Below are 22,013 nucleotides of genomic sequence, written 5' to 3'. Positions count from 1 at the left end.
TACCCCGAATTCCGCTTCTCTCCTCCCACCATCCTAGAAAGGGCGCTATGCAGGCCGACAGCGTTAATGCCATCCATATCCATGCGGTCACAAGGGAAATTCTTGAAGAACGACTCGAGGCGGCAGTAAAGGAACTGCAGGCTGTCGCGACAACCACAGGATCTTGCGGGATCTTGGTAACGCGCCTTGGGCCCAATACCTACACGGCGGAGCTTTCCGAGAAAGTTCCTTTCGGAATCACCCAGGAACTCGCCCCCTAGCCAACGAAGCTCCCTATCCTTCCCTGCACGTTCCCGTTCAAGGCCAATCCCGCGTTCATAAACGCCGCTAACCTACCACTCGTGGCGGTTACCTCAAGCATTGGCTCCTGAAGTTTGCTGGAAGCGCGCGGGTGGCCAAGCCGATTCTGGATGTTATCTAAACGGGCAGGCAACTCGGTCCGATGACCTGTTACGAATTAGTGCCGGAGGCGAAGCTCCTTGCCGCCCCTTCCCCTCCCCAGCGGCCCATGTATCCCTGTTCGGCGTCCTGGGCGCCCTGAAGATAGCTCCTCCCTGGAGGCAGGCATTCCCCTGCTGGATTTCGCGTCAACGACACCCCGTAAAACGGCTAATCCATGCACCGTCCCCGCATGGACTTTCGGCCAGGGCCACTTGCACGAGGGGCCAATTTGTCAGCCCTAACGCCGTTGTGGATACGCGCCTGCTCCTTGTGCCCCCGCCCCCCCTTTTGTCGATGGAAATCTGCTGCGGGTTCGCTACCTTGACTCACATTGTGAGTTCATGCTCATATTGTAGTACTGTGACTTGGCTTACGGACCCTACATGGATCCAATGGAGGATTTCTCATGGAAGATTGGCAAATACTTAGCATCACCGGGGCGGTGATCGTCGGGATCGTTGTGATGATCCTTCGACTCCGCCTCAACCCGGCAATGTCACTGGTCATCGGAGCGGCCGTCTTGGGCCTTCTGACGGGTTTGGGAGCGGCCGACACTACGAAGACCTTGATGACTGGCTTCGGCGACATCATGACGAAGGTCGGGTTGCTCATTGCGTGGGGCGTCCTGATGGGGGCCATCCTCAATGAAATGGGCGCAATCTCCAAGCTTGTGGACAAACTCCTCCACGTCTTTGGCCCGAAGGGAGTTCCCTACGCTCTTGGGCTGACTATTGGCACACTGCTGCAGTCGATTTTTCTTGATGTCCTCCTGGTGATGAGCGCACCGCTGGCACGCAGGATCGCGCCGAAGCTGGGCAAGTACGGCACAGCGAAGATTGCGACCGCCATGGCGATCAGCCTGGAGTGCGGCATCGTTCTCATGGTCCCGGGCGTTGCCACCGTTGCTTTGGCCGGTCTCCTTCAGGTACCACTGGGCGAAATGCTCATCTTCGGCCTTCTGGTCATCATCCCCACGATCGTCGTATCGATCATCATCATGAACTTCTTCATCCACCGGGGCCTGTGGAAGACAGATACCGACGAGGAACAGGCCGTTGCGGAATCACCGGCACTGGAAGACACCGACGGGATGGTTGTCCACACGCACGTCCATGCGCATGGCCATGAGCACGGTGAATCAGCCGGGCCTAAGTCTTCGCACTCCTCCGTTCAGAGTACGGGTACCGGGGCCGGGCTGACGTCGAGCAGGGTTGGCCTGCTGCCCCACGACGTGCGTACTCCTGAAACAAAGACGGGGCGCGAACCGGGCCTGCTTATCATGTTCGGTCCCATGCTCCTTTCCCTGGTGTTGATCGCCTCCGGCGCATTTCTCAAAATGGCCGGCATCACCATGGAAATCACCGGTTTCCTCTCAACACCGGTAGTGGCCCTGCTGATCGGCCTCCTGGGAACAAGTCTGGTGGCTCGCCTGACCATCGGCACCAAGCGCGTCGAGGCAGCCGTCGCCAATGGCTTCAAGGAATCCGGGCAGATTCTGATCCTGACCGGGGCCGGCGGCGCTCTCGCCGCGATGGTCGCAACCAGCGGAATGGGCGAGATTTTGGGGAAGTACTTCACGGCATCCTCTGTTGCCCCGCTCCTGGTGGTCTGGGCCATTGCTGCGGTGCTCCACATCGCTGTCGGCTCAGTATCGATTTCGGCTATCACGGCTGCTGGGCTGCTTGCCCCGATCGCTCCGGCGCTTGGAATCAACCCCGTCCTGCTGGCACTGGCCGCCGGCGCAGGCTCACTCTTCATTGTTCACGTCACGTCCAACACGTTCTGGTTGCTGCAATCCATGCTCGGCCAAACGACCCGCGGCACACTAAAGAGCTGCACTTTGGGCGTCTCCGTGGCATCCGTAGTCGCCCTCGGTTTCACCCTCGTACTCAGCATCTTTATCTAAAAAGGAACACAAGTAATGACTATCAACACCGCCGTGGCCCCGCTTCAGGGTGTGCGCGTTCTGGAGCTGGGCAACTACATCGCCGCGCCCACAGCAGGGCGCATGCTGGCCGACTTCGGGGCGGAAGTCATCAAGGTTGAACGCCCGCGTACCGGGGACGAACTTCGAAACTGGCGGCTCTATGCTGGGGACACTTCGATGCTTTACCGGACCATCAACCGGAACAAGAAGTCAGTCGTGATCGACCTGCGAACCGAGGAAGGACGCCAGTTGGTCCTGGAACTGGCCGCAGCCTCGGACATCGTTCTGGAGAACTTCCGCCCTGGCACTCTGGAGAAGTGGGGTCCGGGGCCGGAGGTGCTGAACGAGGCGAACCCTGATCTGATCCTGACGCGGATTTCCGCGTTCGGTCAGACCGGGCCTATGGCTTCACGTCCAGGGTTCGCCGCTGTTGCCGAGGCTTTCGGAGGCTTCCGTGAACTTGTCGGCGACCCGGACCGTCCACCTGTCCGGGTCGGCGTTTCCATCGGCGACACCATCGCCGGGCTGTACGCGGCCTTTGGGTCCGTCATGGCACTCTTCGAACGCGAGGTCAAGCGCGGAAAAACCCCCGTACCCTTGAACCACCGCATGATGGACATCGCCCTGAACGAAGCCATGCTTTCGGTCACGGAGTCACTGATTCCGGACCACACGGCCTTTGGAATCCAGCGCCAGCGGACCGGCGGGCGGATGGAGGGAATCGCCCCCTCGAACGCTTATCTGTGCATCGACGGAAGCATCGTCGTCGCCGGCAACGGTGACGCCATCTTCAGGCGCTACATGGACGTCATCGGCCGCCCTGACCTGGGCGAGGACCCGGGGCTTCAGACCAACGCAGACCGATGGGAACGGCGGGATGAACTGGACCATGCCATCGGTCAGTGGGCGAAGAACCTCACCACTAAGCAAGCCCTCGCCGTCCTCGACTCCGCCGGTGTGCCCGCGGGCCCGATCTACACCGCAGCCGACATCGTCGCCGATGACCAGTACGCCGCACGGAACATGATTCAAAGATTCGACGTCTCCACAGGGGATGAGACACTGTCCAACGTTGCGTTCCCTGGAATCATCCCCGTCATCGGTGGACAGTCCTTGCCGATCAGGAACCTCGGCCCGGACCTGGGCGCGGATACAAAGGACGTTCTTCAACGGGTACTTGGAAAAACCGTGGAGCAGGCGGAAGCGCTGATAGCCAAAATGGAATTGGAAACAGTATGAACACCAAGAATGACTTTCAGCTCAGGGACGTGACGCTGCGCGACGGGCTTCAACTCACCGGTGGCATGCTCTCCACGGAACGCAAAGCGGGCATTGTCCGGTCGTTACTGGCGGCAGGGGTACCGGCCATAGAAATCGGTTCGATGGCCCGCCCGGACCTGGTACCGCCGATGGCCAACACCCTGGAGCTCATCAGCGCCCTGACTTCCGAGGAACTGGAAAAGTGCTGGATCTGGGTAGCGACGCCCCGCCACGTTGAAAAGGCCGCGGCGGCCGGAGCCGTGAACATGCAGTACTGCCTCAGCGTTTCAGACGCCCATAACCAAGCCAACATAGGCCGGTCGACAGAGGCGAGCATGGCAGCCCTGCCCCAGGCACTGGAGCACGCCCGCGAAGCAGGCGCCACTCTCCAGTTGTGCCTGGCCACTTCATTTACCTGTCCCTTTGAAGGTGGCATCGACCCTGGCCGGGTACTGAAGCTTGTGGAAGACCCAAGGGGCAACGGTGTCAGTGATGTCGTCATCTGCGACACTTTGGGGCATGCCGTGCCGGAGCAAGTCAACGCCTTGATAGGCAAAGTGAAGGCCGCGGCGCCTGACCTGGGCATCGTTTTCCACGGACACGACACTTGGGGGATGGGGGTCGCCAACGCCATAGCGGCCCTGGACGCCGGCGCCACCACCATCGACGGTGCACTCGGCGGGCTAGGCGGATGCCCCTTCGCCCCCGGCGCCTCCGGAAACACGTCCACCGAGGACCTGCTCTTCGGCCTCCGCCCGGACTGGCTGTACCCGGAAAACTTCGCTGACCTCGTCCGGTTGGGCGAATCAATCACCAGCGAACTGCAGGAGGACAACAGGTCCAAGTCAGCACTGGGAGCCCGCTCCAAAGCAGCGGCATTCCAGTGGGTTATGCCGAGCTGACCTTCAAAGCCTGCGGAAGGGCGCTTGCCGAGGGCAAGCGCCCGCCGATCATACGGGTGATCCGTTCTGCGCCCTCCAGCAGATCATCCACCCACTGCTCGCACACCTCCAACGGCATCCGGAGCGTGGGACCCATGATCGTCAGCGCCCCAACAAGGTCCGCCTGCGGGTTAAACACCGGGGCGGACAACCCGCTGGCACCCGACTCCCGTTCCCCCGTAGTCAGCGCGTACCCGTCAGCACGCGTCTGCTTGATCGCAGCCTTAAGCGACTCCGTGTCGGTGATGGTGCTTTCCGTGAGCTGATCCAAGCGGGCTGACAGTACCCTGCCGGCAACCTCAGGGTCCCATGCCAGCAGAACCCTGCCAGCCGATCCGGCATGCAGGGGCAGGATCCTTCCCACAGCCATGTCGCGGCGAAGCATGTGACGTGTCTCGGCCATGGCGACGCACACACGGTACTCCATGGACGTCTGGAAAAAGCAGACAGTTTCGCCCAACTTGTCCCGGAGCTCCTGAAGGACCGGCTTGATAATTTCTATGAGCTCGACTCCATGGGACGCCGGGGCAGCCCAGTAGGACATCTTTACACCGACCCTGTACCTGTCATCAACCCTGTCAATGAAGCCGTGAGCCACAAGGTTACCCACCAGCCTTTGGACCGTAGAGGTTGGAAGACCAGTTGACTCCCGAATCTGAGCCAGCGTCAGCTCAGGACGGACCAACGAAAAGGAATCCAAAATGTCACTTATCTTCGCCAGAACCAGAAGCGGTGGCGGTCCCTGCAAATTGTCGGCTGCCATGAGTCGATTCTATGGTGATGCCATAAGAACTAGGTTCAGCACCAGACGCTCTGGACTACGGGAGGCGCGGTATGGGGGGATTGAACCCAGTCATGCCGATAGTCGCCCCCGCCCGTTCTCTAGGTGTGAAGCCGAATCCTAGGGAAATGACGGACATTCCCCATGTAGGGCCCCTGGCGTCTTACCCGTTCTATGACTGGACGAAATTGCCCGGTGTGGAAGTCGAAGTGCTTCTCTGTGGCACCTTGTTTCGGCGCGGTTACGTCGATGCTGCTACGGCAGACGGCAAGATCGCATGGATCGCCCAGGATGGCCCGAGGGAAAGGGTACTTATTGATAAGGCCTCGGGGTTCGAGATACGGCTTGCACCGCACCAACTCCGTGCTATCCACTACGTGACGCAGGCTCAGCAATTTCTTCACAAAGCGGCGGGAACTTCGTCAGCGGGACGACGAAAATGCTAGCGGACTCGCCGTTTCTGCTGGCAACTGGTTAGTACTGGCAGATCCTAACGAGACTTTTGATGGATTTGAACGGTCGGCATGGAGTTGTGACGGGAGGTGGCCGCGGCATCGGCCGCATGCTGGCAGTGATGTTGGCGGGCGAACTGACCTGCCTTTGCCTGTTAATTAACCGCGCAGCCCTACCACGAGAGTATTGGTGTAAATGTGGACGAATTGGCAGACCTAATCAGAACATGCTCGGGTCTGCCAAGGGCAGAATCAGATGGGTGACCGGCTCTGGACACCGCAGGAAGGATGGAGAACCTACCATGACGCCCGACGCCCAGAACATGCCGGAGCGTGCTTCGATGTTCGGCTTCGTCTTCATCGGCGTTCTCCACATCGCAGTCAAACTGCGGGTGCCCTTTGACAGCGTAGGACCAGTACTTGCCAACATCAGCAGCGACCTTTAGCTATCCAGTTCTGCAGCAGGGTTCCTCACAGGTCTTCCGCAGCGTCGTTACCGAATTGGACGAAGCTGATGCCCTGAATGAAGGGCTGACACCAGGCGGCGAAATCATCTCAGACGAGCTCATCGTGCAGGTAATTCCCCAAGCCGCCGACGAGTTCCGAGTTCACCTGCTACTCCTGTTTCCTCGTCCGGCACCGGTCCCAGCTGGCGCGGGAGAGCAACGGCCACTCAAACTGTGTCGAGTGCGAGGGCTAGGCGGTCCCCAGTCGCGGCGGGACAAGCTATTAGTGGCTCGGCTGTCAGGTACGATTCTGAGACTGACCGCTGTTGATGTGCAGGAACAGCCGTCCCGGCCCTATTCTGAAGCTCATTTCCTTGCTGCCGGACATCAAGTTGGCGTGCTGACAGCAAAATCCCTAGTCGTCCGCTGCCCTGAAATCGCCCTTGAAATGTACGGGCGGACCGTTGCGAATAGCGAAGGGGGGGCGGGGGCAGGCGGCCACGATGCTGGTGCTATTTATGAGGTCCCCGTAGTCTGTCTCGGCCAGCTGGACAATTTTTCCGGGTTCCACTGAATCCAAATCCTGAGTACACATCCACCGTCAACCGACACGTTGACAATCCCCGTAACCGCGGTGTGGTGCATTAGAGCCAACGCTGGCCCCTCGACAGTTGTAATCGTTTGAACATGCACGCCGGCCTGTTTTTTCAGCACGCCGAGAATGAAGCGCCCGACCTTGGAGGGACCTGTAATGGGGTTTATAGCGGCACGAACAACTCCGCCACCGTCGGAACGAAGGACCACGGCCGGATCGAGTAACCCGGTCAGGGCTTGTAAATCACCGCGTCGGCAAGCATTACCAAATGCGTTCAGTACTCGCGCATGCTCCTGCCTATCAACTGGTTTGTGCCGTTCGGATCCGATGCGGCGCCTTGCGGAACTTGCGAGCTTCCTTGCCGCCGCGGGTGATCTGCCTACGATGTTTCCGATCTCTTCGAAGGAGAAAGCAAAGATGTCGTGCAGAACGAATGCAACCCGTTCGGCAGGCGTCATGGTCTCGAGGACAACGAGCAGCGCCGTGCTCACCGACTCGTCCAGCGTAACCCGACCTAGCGGATCCCCCTCCCGGTCTGATCCAAAGTCCGGCGTCTTTCGTGCGGCCGGAAGGTAACCGGATGGCAAGGGTTCGGGCAGCCACTCACCCACATACTTTTCACGACGGGCCCGTGCACTGCCAAGCACGTCAAGGCAAATCCTGCTGGCTACCCGGGTAAACCAACCAGCCGGGTTAGTCACGGTTGCTCGCTCGGCCTCGTCAAGCCGGTACCAGCGAAGGAATGCTTCCTGAACGGCGTCCTCGGCGTCACTGATCGTACCAAGCATGCGGTAGGCCAACCCGAGCAGACGACGACGTTCGACCTCAACATCCCAGAGCCCACCATTTTTCTGGCTTGGTTCCACAATCAAGCCCCCTAGCAACCCGAAAGTCGGCGCCGGTCCATTGCCAGGAGGCCCTGAAGTGATCGTTTGGCAGACTTAGGACGGCTGATGTCGGGGCCGACAAAAGCGGACCAAGGATGTCGTGCCTGGGAAACGGCCTTCAGCGATGACGACGATTCATTGTCGGTTGATACGGCTATGAATGGTGTTGACACTGGCGTTCTCCGTTGTTCTGGGGAGGGGTTGGGTAAAGCAACTGAGACTGACCCTGACAGGGAAGAGTCGATTCGTTCCATTGGTCTTCCGTGTCATCAAGTCGGAGAGTTGCTCTTCCGTGTAAGGGGAAAGAGAACTGCGCAGGCGAGGGCGCCGGCCGAGAGGGTTCCGACGAAGCCGATGAATGCATGGCTTGTTACCTCCAGACCCCATGAGGGAGCGACGATGCCCGCTGCCAGCGTGGGGATGCTCAAGGATGCATAGCTGAGGATGTAAATGATAGTAAATGTCTGTGACCGCCTGGCCGGAGCGGTGACGTTACCGATAGATCTAAGGTTGCCGTTGAATGTCAGACCGATGCCTAAACCGACTGCGAAGGATCCGGCAGCAAATTCTTGGATTGAGTCCATCTCCAGCGAGAGGGCCAGTGTGGCCGCGCCGCCGGTCATGAGTGCCGCCCCCAGGATTACAGCGCCACGAGCGCTTCGGTGGGTCGACCAGATGCCTCCGACCGTTACGGCAATGTAGAGCACTGCGATCGTCAGTCCCCCTGCCGATGCGAACTTCAGATGAAGCTCCTCGCGGACCAGGGAGGGAACGAGTGCCAGGAACAAACCGGTGGCCGCCCATCCTGCTATTGTGCTGGGAACACTGGCCCAGAACTGTGGCCGGGCATGGGTCTCGAGCCGAAGTCTGGGTCTGACAGCCGCCCACGCCGGCACGCGGCGTACTCTGGCTTGGGGGAGTAGACAGGAAACAGCAGCCAGTCCGAGGAACATCAGCGTGAGCACTGGAAAAACGTAGAAGTCCGGGCGGGGAGTCCACTGGCTGAGGAGCCCAACAGCGCCAGCTCCGGTTGCCATGCCCAGGCTCGTCCCTACGGCCGTCAAGGTCGCACCCAAATGGGGGCGTGCTCGCGGTGCGAAGTCCAGCAGGCCGGCCGCCAAGGCGCTCATCGCTGTCCCGGAGGCGACGCCTTGGGCGAGCCTGGCGGTAATGAGAGCTGCCGGACCGTTGGCTGTCCAAAAAAGCGCTGTACTGGTGGCTGCCACCAAGAAGGCGGCGACCAGTACAGGTCGTCGACCAATGTGGTCGCTAAGAGACCCTACGGTGAGCAGTGCACCAAGTAGCCCGGCGACATACACGGTGAAGATAACGGTCAACAGCGTCGTGGAAAAATGCCATCGTTCTTGGTAGATGGGGTAAATCGGTGACGGGGCACTGGCGGTCGCCATGAGGGCCACGGTGGCGACCGCGAGGATGGCGAAAGCTGTCTTAGGGCTCACTTGCCTGTCACCAGGCTTTTCCTTGTCTCGCATGTGCATGCTCAGGGGCTTTTTACGAAGGCCAGTGTGAGCCGATAATGCGTTCGACCATGCTGGTACGGCGGAAGCCGGGTTCGAAGTGTTCAAGAATGTCTGCGTTGATGGTGCCATACGTAGTGTCTGGGCGGTGCTTGAGTCCTTCATGGAATGCTTGCAGAAACTCGTTCTTGAAATCGCCTCGGGGGTGTACTGCCGTTATCTCCTCCACGACGCCTGGGTCAAGATCCTGCAGGCCGAGTCCAATAGCGTCAGTCAAAACTCCAAGATTCGTGGCAGCTACTTCAGGTCCCATGCGCCCAGGGATGCCTGGCGTGGTGTGCAGGGCGATCGCGTTCCAGACTACTTCGGCATCCCGTGAGGAGAAGCCATGACCGAGAAGGAATGCCCGCGCATGGTCGGCACCATCGATTTCAAAGCGCTGCTCAGTTCCCGAGAATGGCGTCAGCAGGCCCGTGTCATGAAAGAGCGATGCCACGTAAAGAAGCTCAGGGTCAGGCGCCAGGCCTTTGGCTCGAGCCTGGATTGAGCCAAACAAAAAGACGCGGCGTGAGTGGTGGAACAGAAGCGGGTTGGTGGTTTCTTCAATGAAGCGAGTGGCCTCTGTGACCGCCGAACTCTCGGGGATCAGGACCCCTGCGATAATTTCAGACATGACGTGCTCACTTTCGCTTGTAAGGGTAGGACCGAACCAAAGGTCCGATTACCACATTGCCAGTGGACCGCTTCCCAGTACCGCCTCTGTCAAGCCATGAACCACCCATATAAGGACATGTCCAAGCCGGATAGAAGAAAGACCCCCGGCAGTCATCTGGTCGCGATTTTGGTGTACGACGGCGTGAAGCTCCTCGACGTTGCCGGCCCTGCAGACGTATTCGCAGAAGCGAACCGGCTCGGAGCTGACTACCGGATAGCATTGCTGTCTCCAACCGGTTCGGCCGTTACAACCTCGACTGGTATCGGACTTGCCGTCGAGGGCGGCGTGAGCTTTATGCCTGGGCCCCGCACCCTCCTCATCCCAGGGGGCGACATATATCCGAGCACCGCCCTGTCGCCCGGCTTGGTCAGCACTGTCGCCGCCCTTTCCCCGCGGGCCCAGCGCGTTGCCTCAATTTGTACCGGTGCTTTTATCCTCGCTGCTACAGGCCTATTGGACGGCAGGCGCGCAACAACGCACTGGAAGGTTGCACATAAGCTGGCCGCCCGCCACCCGAAAGTACATGTGGAGCCAGACTCGATATACGTCCGTGACGGATCGATATACACGTCAGCGGGAGTAACAGCGGGTATTGACCTGGCATTAGCGCTTGTCGAAGAGGACCATGGGGCAGACCTCACTCGGGAAGTTGCGCGCGCTCTGGTGGTTTATCTGCAAAGGGCCGGCGGCCAGTCCCAGTTTTCGGCCCCTTTGCAGGGTTCGCCTCCCCGTACTCCGGCGCTGCGACGAGTCGTAGACCTCGTAACAGCTGATCCATCGGCAAGCCATTCACTTGCAGATCTGGCTGGGCATTTGAATCTCAGCCCCCGGCATCTCAGTCGCCTGTTCCAGGATGAGTTGTCGACGACGCCAGCCAGGTACGTCGAGTCCATACGTTGCGACATCGCGAAGGCCCTTTTGGACCAAGGGTATACGGCGACGCAAGCGGCTGAACGTGCAGGCTTTCCCAGCTACGAAAGCCTGCGAAGGGTCTTTGCCCGCGAATTGGGAATGACTCCGGCTACCTATCAGCGCCGTTTCCGCACCGCCCGACGAGCTGAAACCGCACAAGTTCTAATCAAATAGTCCTGGTGCAGGGCTCCCGCGTCTATTCCATCAGCGAAGAGTTCAGCAAGAACTGCCGCGGATTCCTTTTGAAGCTAAGGCCGGTTGCATGCCGAGCATCGACTGCTGAAAACGGAGCTCTTCACAGATGACCTTCAACTGGACACGGTCTCCATGCTTGCCCATAATCACGGCAATACGGTGAAGCGGACATCGTTGGCCCGGTGCGCCCTGTGGGCGCCGCCGCCATCGGAAACAGGATCCGTCAGCCTGAACAACCTACTCGATCGGTTGGGCTAGTCAGATCACAGTCCGGAGCCCCCGAGGCAATGTCTCTCACTGAATGAAAACACACAGCGAGAACCCGAGCTCGGTCCCGTCGCCGAAATATGGGGGCTCGCTTCCTAAGGCGCCGTTGATCTAACAGAAAACTATGGGTCCTTGGAGCGATATGTCCGGATCTGTGGGAAAGACGTCTTTCCTGACAGTGTTGCGCGCGGCCCTGACACGGGATTCTGGAGGGGCGCCAGTGGGTTCTGGCTAATTCATACGGTAAGGAACAGTGATGACTGAAACAATCGGCGGGATCGTAGTCCCCGACACGAAGCTGACACGCGAAGCTACGGCCCTAGTGCGGCAGGCAGCAGACCCGACCATTTTCAACCACTCCCGCAGGGTTTTTCTGTGGGGAATGCTCCAGGCGAAGGCCATGGGTCTGCAGCCTGACCCGGAACTCGCCTACGTAGGTGGAATGTTCCACGACTTGGGGTTGACGCCGAAATACAGGACTGCGGACCGACGCTTTGAAGTCGATGGCGCAGAAGCCGCCTATGACTTCTTGCGTGAGCATGGTCGTTCCGAACAGGACGCCCGGAATGTCTGGCTGGGCATTGCCCTTCACACCACCCCCGAAATACCTATGTCACTTGCCCCTGAGGTGGCGGTGGTGACCCTCGGTGTTGAGACTGACGTTCTGGGACTGCGCCTGGACAAGATCAGCGACGAGGGCCGCCAGGAAGTCGTCCGCGCCCACCCGCGTCCGCAGTTCAAACAGCGCATTCTGGAAGCCTTTTACGAAGGCATGAAGGACCGCCCGGAAACAACCTTCGGAACCATGAACGATGACGTGATCAGTCACTTCGATCCGTCCTTCCAGCGCGAAGATTTTGTCCGGATCATTTTGGGCAATGACTGGTCTGAATAGTGTTATGCCCTACGTCGACGCCTCCTGTGACGTTGGGCGGTGACAAACCGGGCCACGGGCAGCAGCATTAGAGTTGCCGCCTGTGCCCCGGAACGTTCGAGGACGTGGGGGCGCGGACCGTGATTGCCAACGGGACGCCTGGTATTTACAAGCGGAGGTGGGCATGGCCAATTCATTGAATGTCGTCTTTGTCGTCTTTGACGGTGTGAAACTCCTGGACGTGTCCGGACCTGCCGAAGTGTTCGCCGAGGCGAACATGTTCGGGGCGGACTACAGGCTGGCTTATGTGTCGGCTGCCGGAGCCCCCGTCCTGACATCGATTGGAACGCGGCTGGACGTTGAGGGAGCCGTAGATCTGGAGACACAGATCGACACCCTCGTGGTGCCGGGCGGCGATAACTTAGTGGGAAAACCGATACCCGACGGGCTCGTGGCAGCGGCGAGGCTCCTGCATCCCCAGGTGCGAAGGACGGTATCGATCTGCACCGGCGCGTTCGTGCTGGCCTCTGCCGGCGTTTTGTCCGGGCGCCGGGCTACGACGCATTGGCGGCACGCGCAGGTTTTATCCCGCTCGTACCCGGACGTGGCTGTCGAACCAGACGCACTTTTTGTGGAGGATCGAGGTGTATTCACCTCAGCGGGTGTGTCCGCGGGCATAGATCTTGCCCTGGCCTTGGTGGAGCAGGACCATGGTGCCGGGTTGGCTCGAAACGTGGCGAGGAACCTGGTGCTGTTCATGCAACGTCCCGGCAACCAGTCACAATTCTCCGCACCCCTGAAAATGAACCCCGTTGGCAGCAGGCCGTTGCGGGAGATCATCGACCACGTTTCGGCCCACCCGGCACAGGACCTGAGTGTCGACTACATGGGGGCTATGGTGGGCTTGAGCCCACGGCAGGTTTCACGACTCTTTGCCAATGAGTTGGGCACCTCACCGGGTAGATTCATTGAACAAATGCGCTTGGAACATGCCAAGACGTTCCTCGAGACAGGTCAAAGCGTCACCGCAGCGGCCCGTGCGGCGGGGTTCGGCAGTGCAGAGTCCATGCGCCGAAGCTTCGTAGCGCGCCTGCAGGTTACACCCAGCAACTATAGAGCAAGGTTTTCGACAACTGATCCTCGTATTGTCAGCAGTTGACCCTTAATCCTTCGAAGAGCTCAAAGAGCGTACCGTTTGCGCAATACAGGCTCCTTTGGTCCTACCCAAGGCTTCGGTCGTCGGCCGCGGTCTCGGCCTACCTTTCGGTGGCGAAGCGAGCCCCTGAGGATAGTCCTCGGGCCCCGGCTCTGAACTCGCAGGCGTCGATGTAGGCGGTAGCAAGGATGGTTCTCAACTGCCATTGGCGGGCTCCTTCCGTCTAAAGGGGATCCGCCGCCCCGGCCTTTGGTGCCTTTCTGCCTCTTTGGCTACCGCATCAGAGCGTGCCCAGATCCAAATAGTCACGGCGCCTTGGTATCAATGATATCAAATAAGTAACGCAATGATCCGGAGGTCTGTTAGTATTGATACATGGATATGAGAGCAACGATATTGGACAAGGCCTCAGAGTTGCTTTCCGGATCCACGAGTGGGGACATTTCCACCCGGGCAGTGTGCGATGCTGCCGGTACCAGCCAGCCGGTGCTTTACAGGCTTTTTGGTGACAAGGAGGGGTTGTTGTCCGCGGTTGTGGATCATGTCTGGGATCAGTACCTGAGCATGAAGCGTACGGCAGACAGGTCCGGGGACCCTTTGGATGATCTCTACCGCGGTTGGGACAGCCATGTGGCGTTCGCCCTTGACCACCCTCATGCCTACCGGCTCCTTTTCGGTACCTCATTGTCGGTGCCGGCAGAGGCCGGGCAGGAGGCGATGCGTCTGCTGCAGGACAATCTGGAAAGGCTCGCCGCCCAAGGTCGCTTGACGGTCGCCCCTGAAGATGCGGCAAAGATCGTCATGGCGGCGAATAGCGGAATTGCCTTGTCGTTGCTCCTGCGCAGTGACCAGTACCCGGAGAAGCAGATCTCCACGACTATGCGCGATACGGTGTATCGCTCCCTGCTGGTCGATGCCGAAGTCAACAGGGAGGAGCAGGCGCCGGTCATTGCGGCAACCACCATCCGGTCTGCCCTGGCACAACCAGCCACTGAAGCACTGTTCACCCGGTCCGAGGCCGCGCTTTTGTCTGACTGGCTCAAACGGATACAGGACCGCCGCAACAGCGGCTGACACTACCCCTCCACTTCGCACTCCCAAGGCGCCATGCCGCGGGTCTACTCGGTGCGTCCGAATATAAGTCTGCCCAAATGTAGGTTTTTAGGAGAAGAAATGAACACCGAAACAAAACGAGTAGCCCTTGTCACAGGCGGTTCCGGGGGCATTGGTCGCGCCGTTGTCGAGCGCCTTGTCGCTGACGGCTTCGCAGTGGCCGTCCACTATGCCGGCAACAAGGAAGCAGCCGAGACCCTTGCCAACTCCATCACCGCCGCGGGTGGACAGGCAATCGTCGTTGGTGGTGACGTCGCGGACGAAGGTGCCATGATCGCAGCGTTCGAAGCCACAGAGGAGGCCCTTGGCGGCATCGACGTCGTGGTGAACACTGCGGGGATCATGATTCTTGGGTCCATCGTTGATTTTGACCTGGTCGACTTGGACCGGATGCACCGAACCAACATCCGCGGCACCTTCGTAGTCTCCCAGCAAGCTGCACGGCGTGTGCGCGCAGGTGGAGCAATTATCAATGTCTCAACTACGGTGACCAAGACACAGTTCCCCGGCTACGGCGCTTATGTTGCGAGCAAAGCCGCTGTCGAGGGAATGACCTTGATTTTGGCCCGCGAGCTCCGCGGCAAGGACATCACCGTTAACGCGGTGGCGCCAGGCCCGACAGCCACTCCTCTTTTCATGAACGGAAAGGACGACCAGACCGTGGCGCAGCTCTCCAAGGCAGCCCCGCTGGAACGGCTTGGCCAGCCGCAGGACATTGCCGAGTCCGTAGCTTTCCTCGCAGGCCCGGGCCGATGGATCAACGGAAAAACCATTTACTCCAATGGCGGGCTGGCCTGATTCCCCACTCAGGCAGCGACAACCACTCCGACATAAAGCACATCAGATGTCTCAAATTGTCGTCATTACAGGTGCCAGCAGCGGCTTCGGCGCACTCACCGCACGTGCCGTGGCCGACGCCGGCAACATTGTCTATGCCGGAATGCGTGATTTTCACGGGAGAAACGCACCCCAAGGAGCGCAAACCGTGGAGTACTCCCCGCCAGAACAACGTCGACCTTCGCGCCGTCCAGATGGATGTCACCTCAGACACCCGAAGTGCAAGCAGCGATCGATAAGGTCATTGCCGAGCAGGGCCGCATAGACGTGCTGGTGCACAACGCAGGCCACATGACGACAGGGCCCGCTGAAGCCTTCAGCGTCGGGCAGTTCGCTAGCCTGTATGACGTTAACGTGTTGTCCACCCAGCGCGTGAACAGGGCTGCGAGACCAGGTATGAAGGGCTCATGAACCGTGTGGCTGAAAGACTCGCCGCCCTCGCACCTGCCGATGCCCACGCCAGCCAAGTGTCAGAGGACGTTGCACGGATCGTCGCCCTTCCTGAAGGTGGTCGACCCTACCGCGTCCACATCGGCCCCGCAAACGATGGATCCGAAGAGGTTTCGGCAACGGCGGACCGGATCCGCGAAGAATTCCTGGCCCGTGTCGGACTGGAAGACCTCATGGAAGTCCGGGCGGCAGATCAGGTCCTGAACTAAAGGGTCCAGCCTCCGGGAATCCGTACTGGCAGGGCGCCTCCGGCTAGAGCCGTGTCGGTGACCGCAAATCCTGTCAGTTCCTGTGCGGCACCGGCATGGCTTTCCGTCCAATTGAATGCACCACGGCTAGGGAAATCAACGGAGGGCACAATGGCACTGCAAGATTCCATGCAGCAGTTCGTGGAGACGACAAACTTGGGTGACAGCCAGCGTTCGTAGCCGCGTTCACGGACGAGGCGACCCCGGACGGTTGGGGGCGGGTCTTCCGCCTGCATGACGGCCCAAGACGAGAGTCTTGCTGGGCGGGCGGAGTTCAACAAGCCGCCGGGGGGAGTGGATTTGGCACGGGGCGGAAATCCTAAAGAGAGGCAGAACTCGTCCGCGAAGCCTGGCAGTTGCTTAATGGCTTTTCATGCTACCGCTGCAGTCTGATTAACGGACGGATACCAATGATCGTGGCACGCTATCCGACGCACAAGATCACCTCCTGTCTAGCCGCGTAAGGCTCTACCAACGGACTGAGCCGCTGGCGAAGCGAGACTCCAAACGTTACGACAACCAACCCCGACCAGTGGCCATGGCACACCTCGCTCTTGATGAAGTCGACGTCCCGAAGGTAAATGTGTAGGTAACCGAGCTTTGGTAATTCAGGGCCTTTTTTGTTTTACTCCCCAGCTTTCCTGCTGTTGACACCTCTTTTTTCATGAGCTGGGCGATCTCAGCTGGAACAGGAGGGATGACTTCGTGTTCCAGAGCTCCGGGGGACCATACGAGGTTTACTTGCAGGGCGTCGTCCTGGTCAGGGTAATCGGAGCGGTTGTGGCATCCGCGGGACTCACGTCGCTCCAGCGCGGCCTCCAGGGTGGCGCGGGCAGCAAGCAGCGAGGATTTGAGATCAAAGGCATGAGCGAGGTCCTGGTAGCCGGCGATGTCAGGATGAACCCCAAGATTTTGGGCTCGGTTTTCAATCGCGTTAAGTTCCTGCAGGCCTGCAAGTAGGCCTGCCTCACTGCGTACGACGCCAGCATGCTCAGTCATCGTATCCCTTACAGCCCGCTGCAGTTCCCGCACATTTTCCTGTCCACGGGAACGCAGGAGGGAATCAACTTCGGACCGTGCTTCCCCCACTGCCGCGTGTGAACGGTGCTGCGTTTCGAGTTCGTTCGAATACGCGGCTGCTGCTTGTCCCACGATCCGGCCGAAGACAAGCAATTCGATAAGGGAGTTTCCGCCCAGCCTGTTAGCCCCGTGAAGGCCGCTTGCTGCTTCTCCGATCGCGTAAAGGCCTTCGACATCTGTTCTATGGTCTTCAGGGCGGACCCAAACTCCGCCCATGGAGTAATGTGCCGTTGGAGCTATCTCGATGGGCGTCTTCGTGATGTCAAGCATCTGAAGTTCCATCAGGGTCTGATAGACACGCGGCAGGCGCTCCATGATGACTTCGCGGGGAAGGTGGGATACATCCAGCCAGACCCCGCCGTTGACTGTACCCCGACCTTCCTTGATCTCCGTGTAGGCCGCCAGTGCAACGCGGTCGCGGGTGGAGAGTTCCATCCGTTCCGGGTCGTAGCGCTCCATGAAGCGTTCACCCAGAACGTTACGGAGGATCCCGCCCTCCCCGCGGGCCGCCTCGGAAACCAATGTCCCGGCGGCACTTTCCGGCTCAATAATCCCTGACGGGTGGAATTGAACGAGCTCCGGGTCCCTGATCCGTCCTCCAGCTTCAACCGCCAGCCGAAATGAATCACCCGTGTTCTCGTCCCGCCGGGAGGAAGAACGTCGCCATATCCTGTTATGTCCGCCTGCTGCCAGGATGACCGCATCGGCATAGATGATGTACCGGGTCCCGTTGTCCAGGTCGAACCCGTAAGCTCCAAAAACGGCATTGTCCCGGACGAGCAACTTTGTAATGTAGACGGTGTCCAGGATGGGAACGCCAAGTTGTTCTGCCCGCCTGATCAGTGTGCGTTGTATTTCCAGTCCAGTGTAGTCTCCGGCAAAGGCGGTACGTCGGAATGTGTGGGCGCCAAAGAACCGCTGTGAGATCGATCCATTTTCTTCACGCGAACTCCATCCCGTAGCGTTCCAGGTCGGCAATTCCCCGTTCGGCTCCTTGGGCAACGATCTGTACTGTCTGCGGGTTTGCCAGGAGGTAGCTTTCCCGGATTGTGTCCGCTGCATGCTGTTGCCAGGTGTCCTCGGGATCCATCGTTGCCAGTGCCGCGTTGATTCCGCCGGCAGCCAGCGCCGTGTGCGCATCCGCTTTGGGGCGCTTTCCTACGGCCAGGACATCAACTCCCTGCTCGGCCAATTCAATTGCCGAGCGAAGGCCTGAACCACCTGTACCAATGACAAGGACGCCAGTGGTCAGTCTTTTCTCTTCAGTATTCATGCTTTTCCAGGTCTCGTTGAAATGGTCGCGCCAAGCCCGACGCCGGCGGCTGGCCGCGCCGGGCATAGCGCAGGGGATCTTAGTGACTGCCGACGGCGTAGCGGCTTGTGACGGCGACGCGATTGAAGGCGTTCATGACGGTTGAAAGCCAAGCCACCGCGGAGATTTGTTCCTGAGTTAGTGCTGATGCCGCGGCTTCGTAGTCCTCATCATTGACGTGCCCGGCCGAGATGTTGGTAATCGACTCGGTTAGACGCAAGGCCGCACGTTCTTCCTTGGTGAAGTAGCTTGTCTCTTCCCATGCAGGAAGGACGGCGATCCGGTCAGTGCTCTCGCCCTTTTTCAGGGCGTCCCTTGTGTGCATGCGGAGGCAAAACGCACAGCCGTTGATCTGGGAAGTTCGGATCTTCACCAGTTCCACCAACAAGGGATCCAGACCAGCGGCAGCAGCGCCTTCGGTTGCCTCGGTCGATAAGGTGATCAATGTTTTGTAGCTGTCCGGGTGCTGTTTGCCGATATTGACGCGGTTGGCCTTTGCCATGATGTGCCTTTCGTGGGTATGGACTGGCGTTGGGCGGCGCGGTGCGGGCCAGCCAGGGGAAGAAGTCGAGGCGTTCTTTCCATAGTGTTGACGACACAGGTCCTGCTTTTGTGAGGTTCCGGTGCCGGTGCCGGTGCCTGCGTTGACGAGGTTCAGTGCAGCCCGAACGACTCCGCCGACGCCGGAACAAGAACCACTGCGGGGTTGACTAACCCGGCGAGGGGGCGCAAGTCACTACTTCGCCATGCATCACCGAAGGGCTTCACCACGGTGGCCTATTCCTGCTGCTAAACCGGGCAGCGTCGTTTAAAACGGATACGACGTCGTCCTGACCTTGCCAGCTGGCGTACCGCCGCGAGTCAGACCTGCCGACGAAATCTCCAACCTCTTTGAAGGAGAAAGCAAAGATGTCGGAGAGAACAAATGCAACGTGACGGTGGACGTCATTGTTTCGAGGACATCGACCAATGCGGTGCTTATTGATTCGTCGAGTGTCACGAGGCCCTCCTGATCCTCTACTCGCCCGGACCTCTGCATACAGCATGTTGCCGGGGGCGGGAAATCCCGCAGGCAAGGGTTCAGGCACTACTCACCTGCGCACTTTTCACGTCGCGTGCGTGTGCTGCCCAGCAGATCAAGACAAATCCTGTTGGTTGCCGGGTAAACCAGCGGCAGGTCGTTGACAGCAGCTCGGTCGTCCTCGCCAGGCCGACCAGCACAGGAAATGTGCTCTAAACGGCATCCTCTGCGTCACGGATCGCAACAAGCATGTGGTAGGCCAGACCGAGAAAGTTGCGGCTACTGGCCGTCAGACTCTTTTGTCTTGTTCTCTCACGAAGGTTGCTGTTGCGGCCTGTAAAAGCCCGCCAACAGTGCCACTCCTGCAAGTAGGCCTCCGGCGACAGCGATCGTTAGTCCAGCCCATCCGGCAATGATGCCGTTACTGAAAAGAACCCAGTCCATGCTGATGTGCCCGGGCCCGGCCACAGCAATCGCGATGCCCCCCACCGCCATGATGAAGGTGTATTCCCACCCTCCTGTGCCGATGAAAAATCCCTTACTGCGGTGAACTGTCCAACCAGCAACCAGCATCAGAGCGACGAACGCCGCGGATGCAAAGGGGGTGAAAAGTCCGAGTGCCAGGGCGATGCCCGCACCAATTTCTGTCAGCGCTGCCAGCCAGGCATGAAAGGAGCCTGGGCGGAGGCCAAGGCTGCTGAACCACTTGCCGGCACCGGCTATTCCGGCACCCATAAACAGTTTGCTGTACCCGTGGGCAGCCATGGTTACGCCAAAGCAGATCCTCAGCAGGAGCAGAGCTCCATCATGATCGGTCATTTCGTTCCTCCGCGATTCTCCGGAAATACATGCCGTGCAGGTGCTACCGGGGGGGTACCGGAATCAGCTGCAGGCTGAACCTTCGAAGTGGATTGTGCTGCTAAGACCATCAGGCCTGTGACCGACTTGTTGCCGCGCATAAGACTCCTCTTCACATGGTTGGGTGCTGATGCACCCGGGATACAAGAAGGCTAGCCGTGAGTTCGGTTACAGTCAATGTCTGTAATGGAACTATCAGTTACAACTATTGACTGTAACGTTTAGCACCTATAGGTTGTGATCCAGATCATTGCGATCTCAGCCGGTGTGCACCAATGCCCTTCAGCCCCTGTGAACCTATTCGAAAGTGAACGACCATGTCTCCAGGTATTACCCGCCCGTCGGCACTAGGCGCTGCCGACCTGTCCCTCGGCGAATTTATTGACAGCCGTCCCGTGGGGCGGTTCCACTACGTAGTTCTTGCGCTGTCCGGATCAGTGATGTTCCTCGATGGTTTCGATACACAGGCGATTAGTTTTGCAGCGCCGGTAATTGCGCGTGAATGGGGAATCCCAGTGGCCAGCCTCGGTCCAATCCTTTCCGCTGCGATTGTGGGGCTCATGGTGGGGTACTTGGTCCTCTCACCCCTGGCTAATCGTGTTGGTCATCGGCGATTGGTGGTGTGCTGCACTGCCCTCTTCGGAGTTTTGAGCCTCCTGACGGCGGCGGCATCCGAACCGGCGCATCTGATCGGTCTACGGTGCCTTACGGGTGCGGGACTGGGTGCAGTGATTCCAAGTCTGGTGTCGCTGACAAGCGAGTACGCGCCGAAGCGCCGACGCTCAAGCTTTGTCATGTTCATCTACTGCTGGCTGGCTCTCGGGTTCGTCGCAGCCGGGTTAGTTTCCGGGCTCGTAATTCCAGTACTCGGTTGGCGAATGATGTTTGTCATCGGGGGAGTGGTGCCGCTGCTTTTGCTGGTCTTCCTGGTCAAGAGTCTTCCTGAATCGCCGAGATTCCTCTTGTCACGGCCCCGGGGCATCGAGCGAACGCGATCGTTGCTTCATCTGCTGGATCCCATGTCCGGCAGTCAAGTTCAGGGCCTGATCCTGACCCCCCCAGAGGAAGGGCCAAAAAAGCGCCCCTCACGTGTTGCGGATCTCTTCAGTCGCGGCTGGCTCGGCAGTACTGTTCTGCTGTGGGTGGCGTTCGCTGCAAATCTCGCGGCGTTCTATGCGATTCAAAGTTGGCTGCCCACCATAGTCGGCTCTTTCGGGCAGCCGCAGGCCATCGTTATAGCTGCCACGGTCCTGACGACTATAGGAGGGATTGTGGCCGCTACAGTCATAGGCCCGTGCATGGACCGGATCAGCCCATTCCGTACATTGGGCTTCGTCTACCTAATGGGAGCGCTTTTTGTGGCAGTCCTCGGCCTGGTCATTGCCGGGGGACCGACTCTTCTCCTTATCGTGGCTTTTCTTAGCGGCGCGTGTGTAACCGGAGGGCAGATGAGCGTTACCGCCCTGGCGAGCTTGCTCTATCCGCCCGCAATGCGGTCGACGGGTGTTGGCTGGGCCCTCGGTGTCGGTCGGCTTGGAGGTATCGCAGGACCGCTGCTCGTTGGAACGGCTCTTGGACAAGGAGTAGCGGCACGAGAAGTTTTCTTCGCCATCGCCCTGGTGCTGGTCCTCGCGGGAACCACGGTATTCCGCATCGGGCGGATACATCGGTGAGGTGACGGCAGCGGCCCCCTCAACACCCGCCCAGTGCCCCGGGGCATTGGGCGGGTGGGAAACCAGGTCCTGCACCCGGCACTGGACGCCAGGT

The 22,013-nt window shown here is 59.4% G+C and carries 19 protein-coding genes and 2 pseudogenes; 14 read left to right on the top strand and 7 right to left on the bottom strand.

The features are described 5' to 3' along the window. Nucleotides 1–47 precede the first annotated feature (47 nt). The 4 genes from QF038_RS11775 to QF038_RS11760 all read left to right on the top strand — a co-directional run bounded on the left by QF038_RS11775 (nt 48) and on the right by QF038_RS11760 (nt 4,530). Nucleotides 48–260, top strand: a complete 213-nt coding sequence (locus QF038_RS11775) for a hypothetical protein (RefSeq protein WP_307610319.1) — start codon at nt 48–50, stop codon at nt 258–260. Between the two features lie 587 nt (nt 261–847). Then, on the top strand, nt 848–2,347 hold the full coding sequence (locus tag QF038_RS11770; RefSeq protein WP_307610318.1) for a GntP family permease: 1,500 nt from the start codon (nt 848–850) through the stop codon (nt 2,345–2,347). Nucleotides 2,348–2,362: 15 nt separating this feature from the next. After that, complete coding sequence (locus QF038_RS11765; protein ID WP_307610317.1) at nt 2,363–3,607, top strand: CaiB/BaiF CoA-transferase family protein; 1,245 nt, start codon at nt 2,363–2,365, stop codon at nt 3,605–3,607. Beyond that, nucleotides 3,604–4,530 (top strand): hydroxymethylglutaryl-CoA lyase, encoded by a 927-nt coding sequence (locus QF038_RS11760; RefSeq protein ID WP_307610316.1) that lies wholly within the window; start codon nt 3,604–3,606, stop codon nt 4,528–4,530. The genes QF038_RS11765 and QF038_RS11760 overlap by 4 nt, the downstream gene beginning before the upstream one ends. Here QF038_RS11760 and QF038_RS11755 read toward each other — a convergent pair. Beyond that, nucleotides 4,517–5,332, bottom strand: a complete 816-nt coding sequence (locus QF038_RS11755) for an IclR family transcriptional regulator (protein WP_307610315.1) — start codon at nt 5,330–5,332, stop codon at nt 4,517–4,519. The genes QF038_RS11760 and QF038_RS11755 overlap by 14 nt on opposite strands. Nucleotides 5,333–6,104: 772 nt before the next feature. Between QF038_RS11755 and QF038_RS11750 the strand changes: the two genes are divergently transcribed. Together QF038_RS11750 and QF038_RS11745 are read left to right on the top strand one after the other, a co-directional pair. Then, on the top strand, nt 6,105–6,248 hold the full coding sequence (locus QF038_RS11750; RefSeq protein WP_307610314.1) for a hypothetical protein: 144 nt from the start codon (nt 6,105–6,107) through the stop codon (nt 6,246–6,248). Further along, a pseudogene (locus QF038_RS11745) lies at nt 6,223–6,502 on the top strand (DUF4193 family protein). The gene QF038_RS11750 and the pseudogene QF038_RS11745 overlap by 26 nt, the downstream one beginning before the upstream one ends. 262 nt (nt 6,503–6,764) lie before the next feature. Here the strand turns inward: QF038_RS11745 and sigJ are convergent. From sigJ to QF038_RS11730, 3 genes are all read right to left on the bottom strand, one after another. Next, nucleotides 6,765–7,709 carry an RNA polymerase sigma factor SigJ gene (gene sigJ / locus QF038_RS11740; protein WP_307613456.1) on the bottom strand — a complete coding sequence of 315 codons (945 nt, stop codon included), beginning with the start codon at nt 7,707–7,709 and terminating at the stop codon, nt 6,765–6,767. A 290-nt stretch (nt 7,710–7,999) separates the two neighbouring features. Then, the gene (locus QF038_RS11735; protein ID WP_307610313.1) at nt 8,000–9,190 is read right to left on the bottom strand and encodes an MFS transporter; all 1,191 of its coding nucleotides are present in this window, start codon (nt 9,188–9,190) and stop codon (nt 8,000–8,002) included. 52 nt (nt 9,191–9,242) lie between these two features. Next, nucleotides 9,243–9,881 carry an HD domain-containing protein gene (locus QF038_RS11730; RefSeq protein ID WP_307610312.1) on the bottom strand — a complete coding sequence of 213 codons (639 nt, stop codon included), beginning with the start codon at nt 9,879–9,881 and terminating at the stop codon, nt 9,243–9,245. A gap of 96 nt (nt 9,882–9,977) precedes the next feature. On the opposite strand from QF038_RS11730, the gene QF038_RS11725 reads away from it, so the two are divergent. From QF038_RS11725 to QF038_RS11695, 7 genes are all read left to right on the top strand, one after another. Beyond that, a complete protein-coding gene (locus QF038_RS11725; RefSeq protein WP_307610311.1) occupies nt 9,978–11,009 on the top strand; it encodes a GlxA family transcriptional regulator in 1,032 nt (343 codons plus the stop codon). 544 nt (nt 11,010–11,553) lie between these two features. Then, nucleotides 11,554–12,192, top strand: a complete 639-nt coding sequence (locus QF038_RS11720) for an HD domain-containing protein (RefSeq protein ID WP_307610310.1) — start codon at nt 11,554–11,556, stop codon at nt 12,190–12,192. Nucleotides 12,193–12,355: 163 nt separating this feature from the next. Then, nucleotides 12,356–13,330 (top strand): GlxA family transcriptional regulator, encoded by a 975-nt coding sequence (locus QF038_RS11715; RefSeq protein WP_307610309.1) that lies wholly within the window; start codon nt 12,356–12,358, stop codon nt 13,328–13,330. Between the two features lie 372 nt (nt 13,331–13,702). Continuing rightward, nucleotides 13,703–14,401 carry a TetR/AcrR family transcriptional regulator gene (locus QF038_RS11710; RefSeq protein WP_307610308.1) on the top strand — a complete coding sequence of 233 codons (699 nt, stop codon included), beginning with the start codon at nt 13,703–13,705 and terminating at the stop codon, nt 14,399–14,401. Between the two features lie 99 nt (nt 14,402–14,500). Then, on the top strand, nt 14,501–15,238 hold the full coding sequence (locus QF038_RS11705) for an SDR family oxidoreductase (protein WP_307610307.1): 738 nt from the start codon (nt 14,501–14,503) through the stop codon (nt 15,236–15,238). A gap of 258 nt (nt 15,239–15,496) precedes the next feature. Then, nucleotides 15,497–15,688, top strand: a complete 192-nt coding sequence (locus QF038_RS11700) for an SDR family NAD(P)-dependent oxidoreductase (protein WP_307610306.1) — start codon at nt 15,497–15,499, stop codon at nt 15,686–15,688. Then, nucleotides 15,685–15,936, top strand: a complete 252-nt coding sequence (locus QF038_RS11695; RefSeq protein WP_307610305.1) for a hypothetical protein — start codon at nt 15,685–15,687, stop codon at nt 15,934–15,936. Before QF038_RS11700 ends, QF038_RS11695 begins: the two co-directional genes overlap by 4 nt. A 672-nt stretch (nt 15,937–16,608) precedes the next feature. Here QF038_RS11695 and QF038_RS11690 read toward each other — a convergent pair. From QF038_RS11690 to QF038_RS11680, 3 genes and pseudogenes are all read right to left on the bottom strand, one after another. After that, nucleotides 16,609–18,328, bottom strand: a pseudogene (locus QF038_RS11690) (FAD-dependent oxidoreductase); the annotation flags it as partial. A 79-nt stretch (nt 18,329–18,407) separates the two neighbouring features. Then, a complete protein-coding gene (locus QF038_RS11685; RefSeq protein WP_307610304.1) occupies nt 18,408–18,869 on the bottom strand; it encodes a carboxymuconolactone decarboxylase family protein in 462 nt (153 codons plus the stop codon). A gap of 831 nt (nt 18,870–19,700) precedes the next feature. Beyond that, entirely contained in the window at nt 19,701–20,207 is a 507-nt protein-coding gene (locus tag QF038_RS11680; RefSeq protein WP_307610303.1) for a DoxX family protein, read from the bottom strand. Between the two features lie 356 nt (nt 20,208–20,563). Between QF038_RS11680 and QF038_RS11675 the strand changes: the two genes are divergently transcribed. Beyond that, complete coding sequence (locus QF038_RS11675) at nt 20,564–21,919, top strand: MFS transporter (protein WP_307610302.1); 1,356 nt, start codon at nt 20,564–20,566, stop codon at nt 21,917–21,919. Nucleotides 21,920–22,013 lie beyond the last annotated feature (94 nt).

This window comes from Pseudarthrobacter sp. W1I19, assembly GCF_030817835.1.
Taxonomy (GTDB): domain Bacteria; phylum Actinomycetota; class Actinomycetes; order Actinomycetales; family Micrococcaceae; genus Arthrobacter.
Note: the sequence above shows the minus strand (reverse complement) of the source record. Positions and strands in the feature narration are given on the sequence as shown.

Excerpts from the sequence above, each read along its gene's own strand:
- QF038_RS11770 (WP_307610318.1), top strand. The coding sequence starts at position 848 with ATGGAAGATTGGCAAATACTTAGCATCACCGGGGCGGTGATCGTCGGG.
- QF038_RS11725 (WP_307610311.1), top strand. The coding sequence starts at position 9,978 with ATGAACCACCCATATAAGGACATGTCCAAGCCGGATAGAAGAAAGACC.
- QF038_RS11685 (WP_307610304.1), bottom strand. The coding sequence starts at position 18,869 with ATGGCAAAGGCCAACCGCGTCAATATCGGCAAACAGCACCCGGACAGC.
- QF038_RS11710 (WP_307610308.1), top strand. The coding sequence starts at position 13,703 with ATGGATATGAGAGCAACGATATTGGACAAGGCCTCAGAGTTGCTTTCC.
- QF038_RS11760 (WP_307610316.1), top strand. The coding sequence starts at position 3,604 with ATGAACACCAAGAATGACTTTCAGCTCAGGGACGTGACGCTGCGCGAC.
- QF038_RS11765 (WP_307610317.1), top strand. The coding sequence starts at position 2,363 with ATGACTATCAACACCGCCGTGGCCCCGCTTCAGGGTGTGCGCGTTCTG.
- QF038_RS11680 (WP_307610303.1), bottom strand. The coding sequence starts at position 20,207 with ATGACCGATCATGATGGAGCTCTGCTCCTGCTGAGGATCTGCTTTGGC.
- QF038_RS11775 (WP_307610319.1), top strand. The coding sequence starts at position 48 with ATGCAGGCCGACAGCGTTAATGCCATCCATATCCATGCGGTCACAAGG.
- QF038_RS11715 (WP_307610309.1), top strand. The coding sequence starts at position 12,356 with ATGGCCAATTCATTGAATGTCGTCTTTGTCGTCTTTGACGGTGTGAAA.
- QF038_RS11720 (WP_307610310.1), top strand. The coding sequence starts at position 11,554 with ATGACTGAAACAATCGGCGGGATCGTAGTCCCCGACACGAAGCTGACA.
- QF038_RS11705 (WP_307610307.1), top strand. The coding sequence starts at position 14,501 with ATGAACACCGAAACAAAACGAGTAGCCCTTGTCACAGGCGGTTCCGGG.
- QF038_RS11675 (WP_307610302.1), top strand. The coding sequence starts at position 20,564 with ATGTCTCCAGGTATTACCCGCCCGTCGGCACTAGGCGCTGCCGACCTG.
- QF038_RS11755 (WP_307610315.1), bottom strand. The coding sequence starts at position 5,332 with ATGGCAGCCGACAATTTGCAGGGACCGCCACCGCTTCTGGTTCTGGCG.
- QF038_RS11730 (WP_307610312.1), bottom strand. The coding sequence starts at position 9,881 with ATGTCTGAAATTATCGCAGGGGTCCTGATCCCCGAGAGTTCGGCGGTC.
- QF038_RS11695 (WP_307610305.1), top strand. The coding sequence starts at position 15,685 with ATGAACCGTGTGGCTGAAAGACTCGCCGCCCTCGCACCTGCCGATGCC.
- QF038_RS11750 (WP_307610314.1), top strand. The coding sequence starts at position 6,105 with ATGACGCCCGACGCCCAGAACATGCCGGAGCGTGCTTCGATGTTCGGC.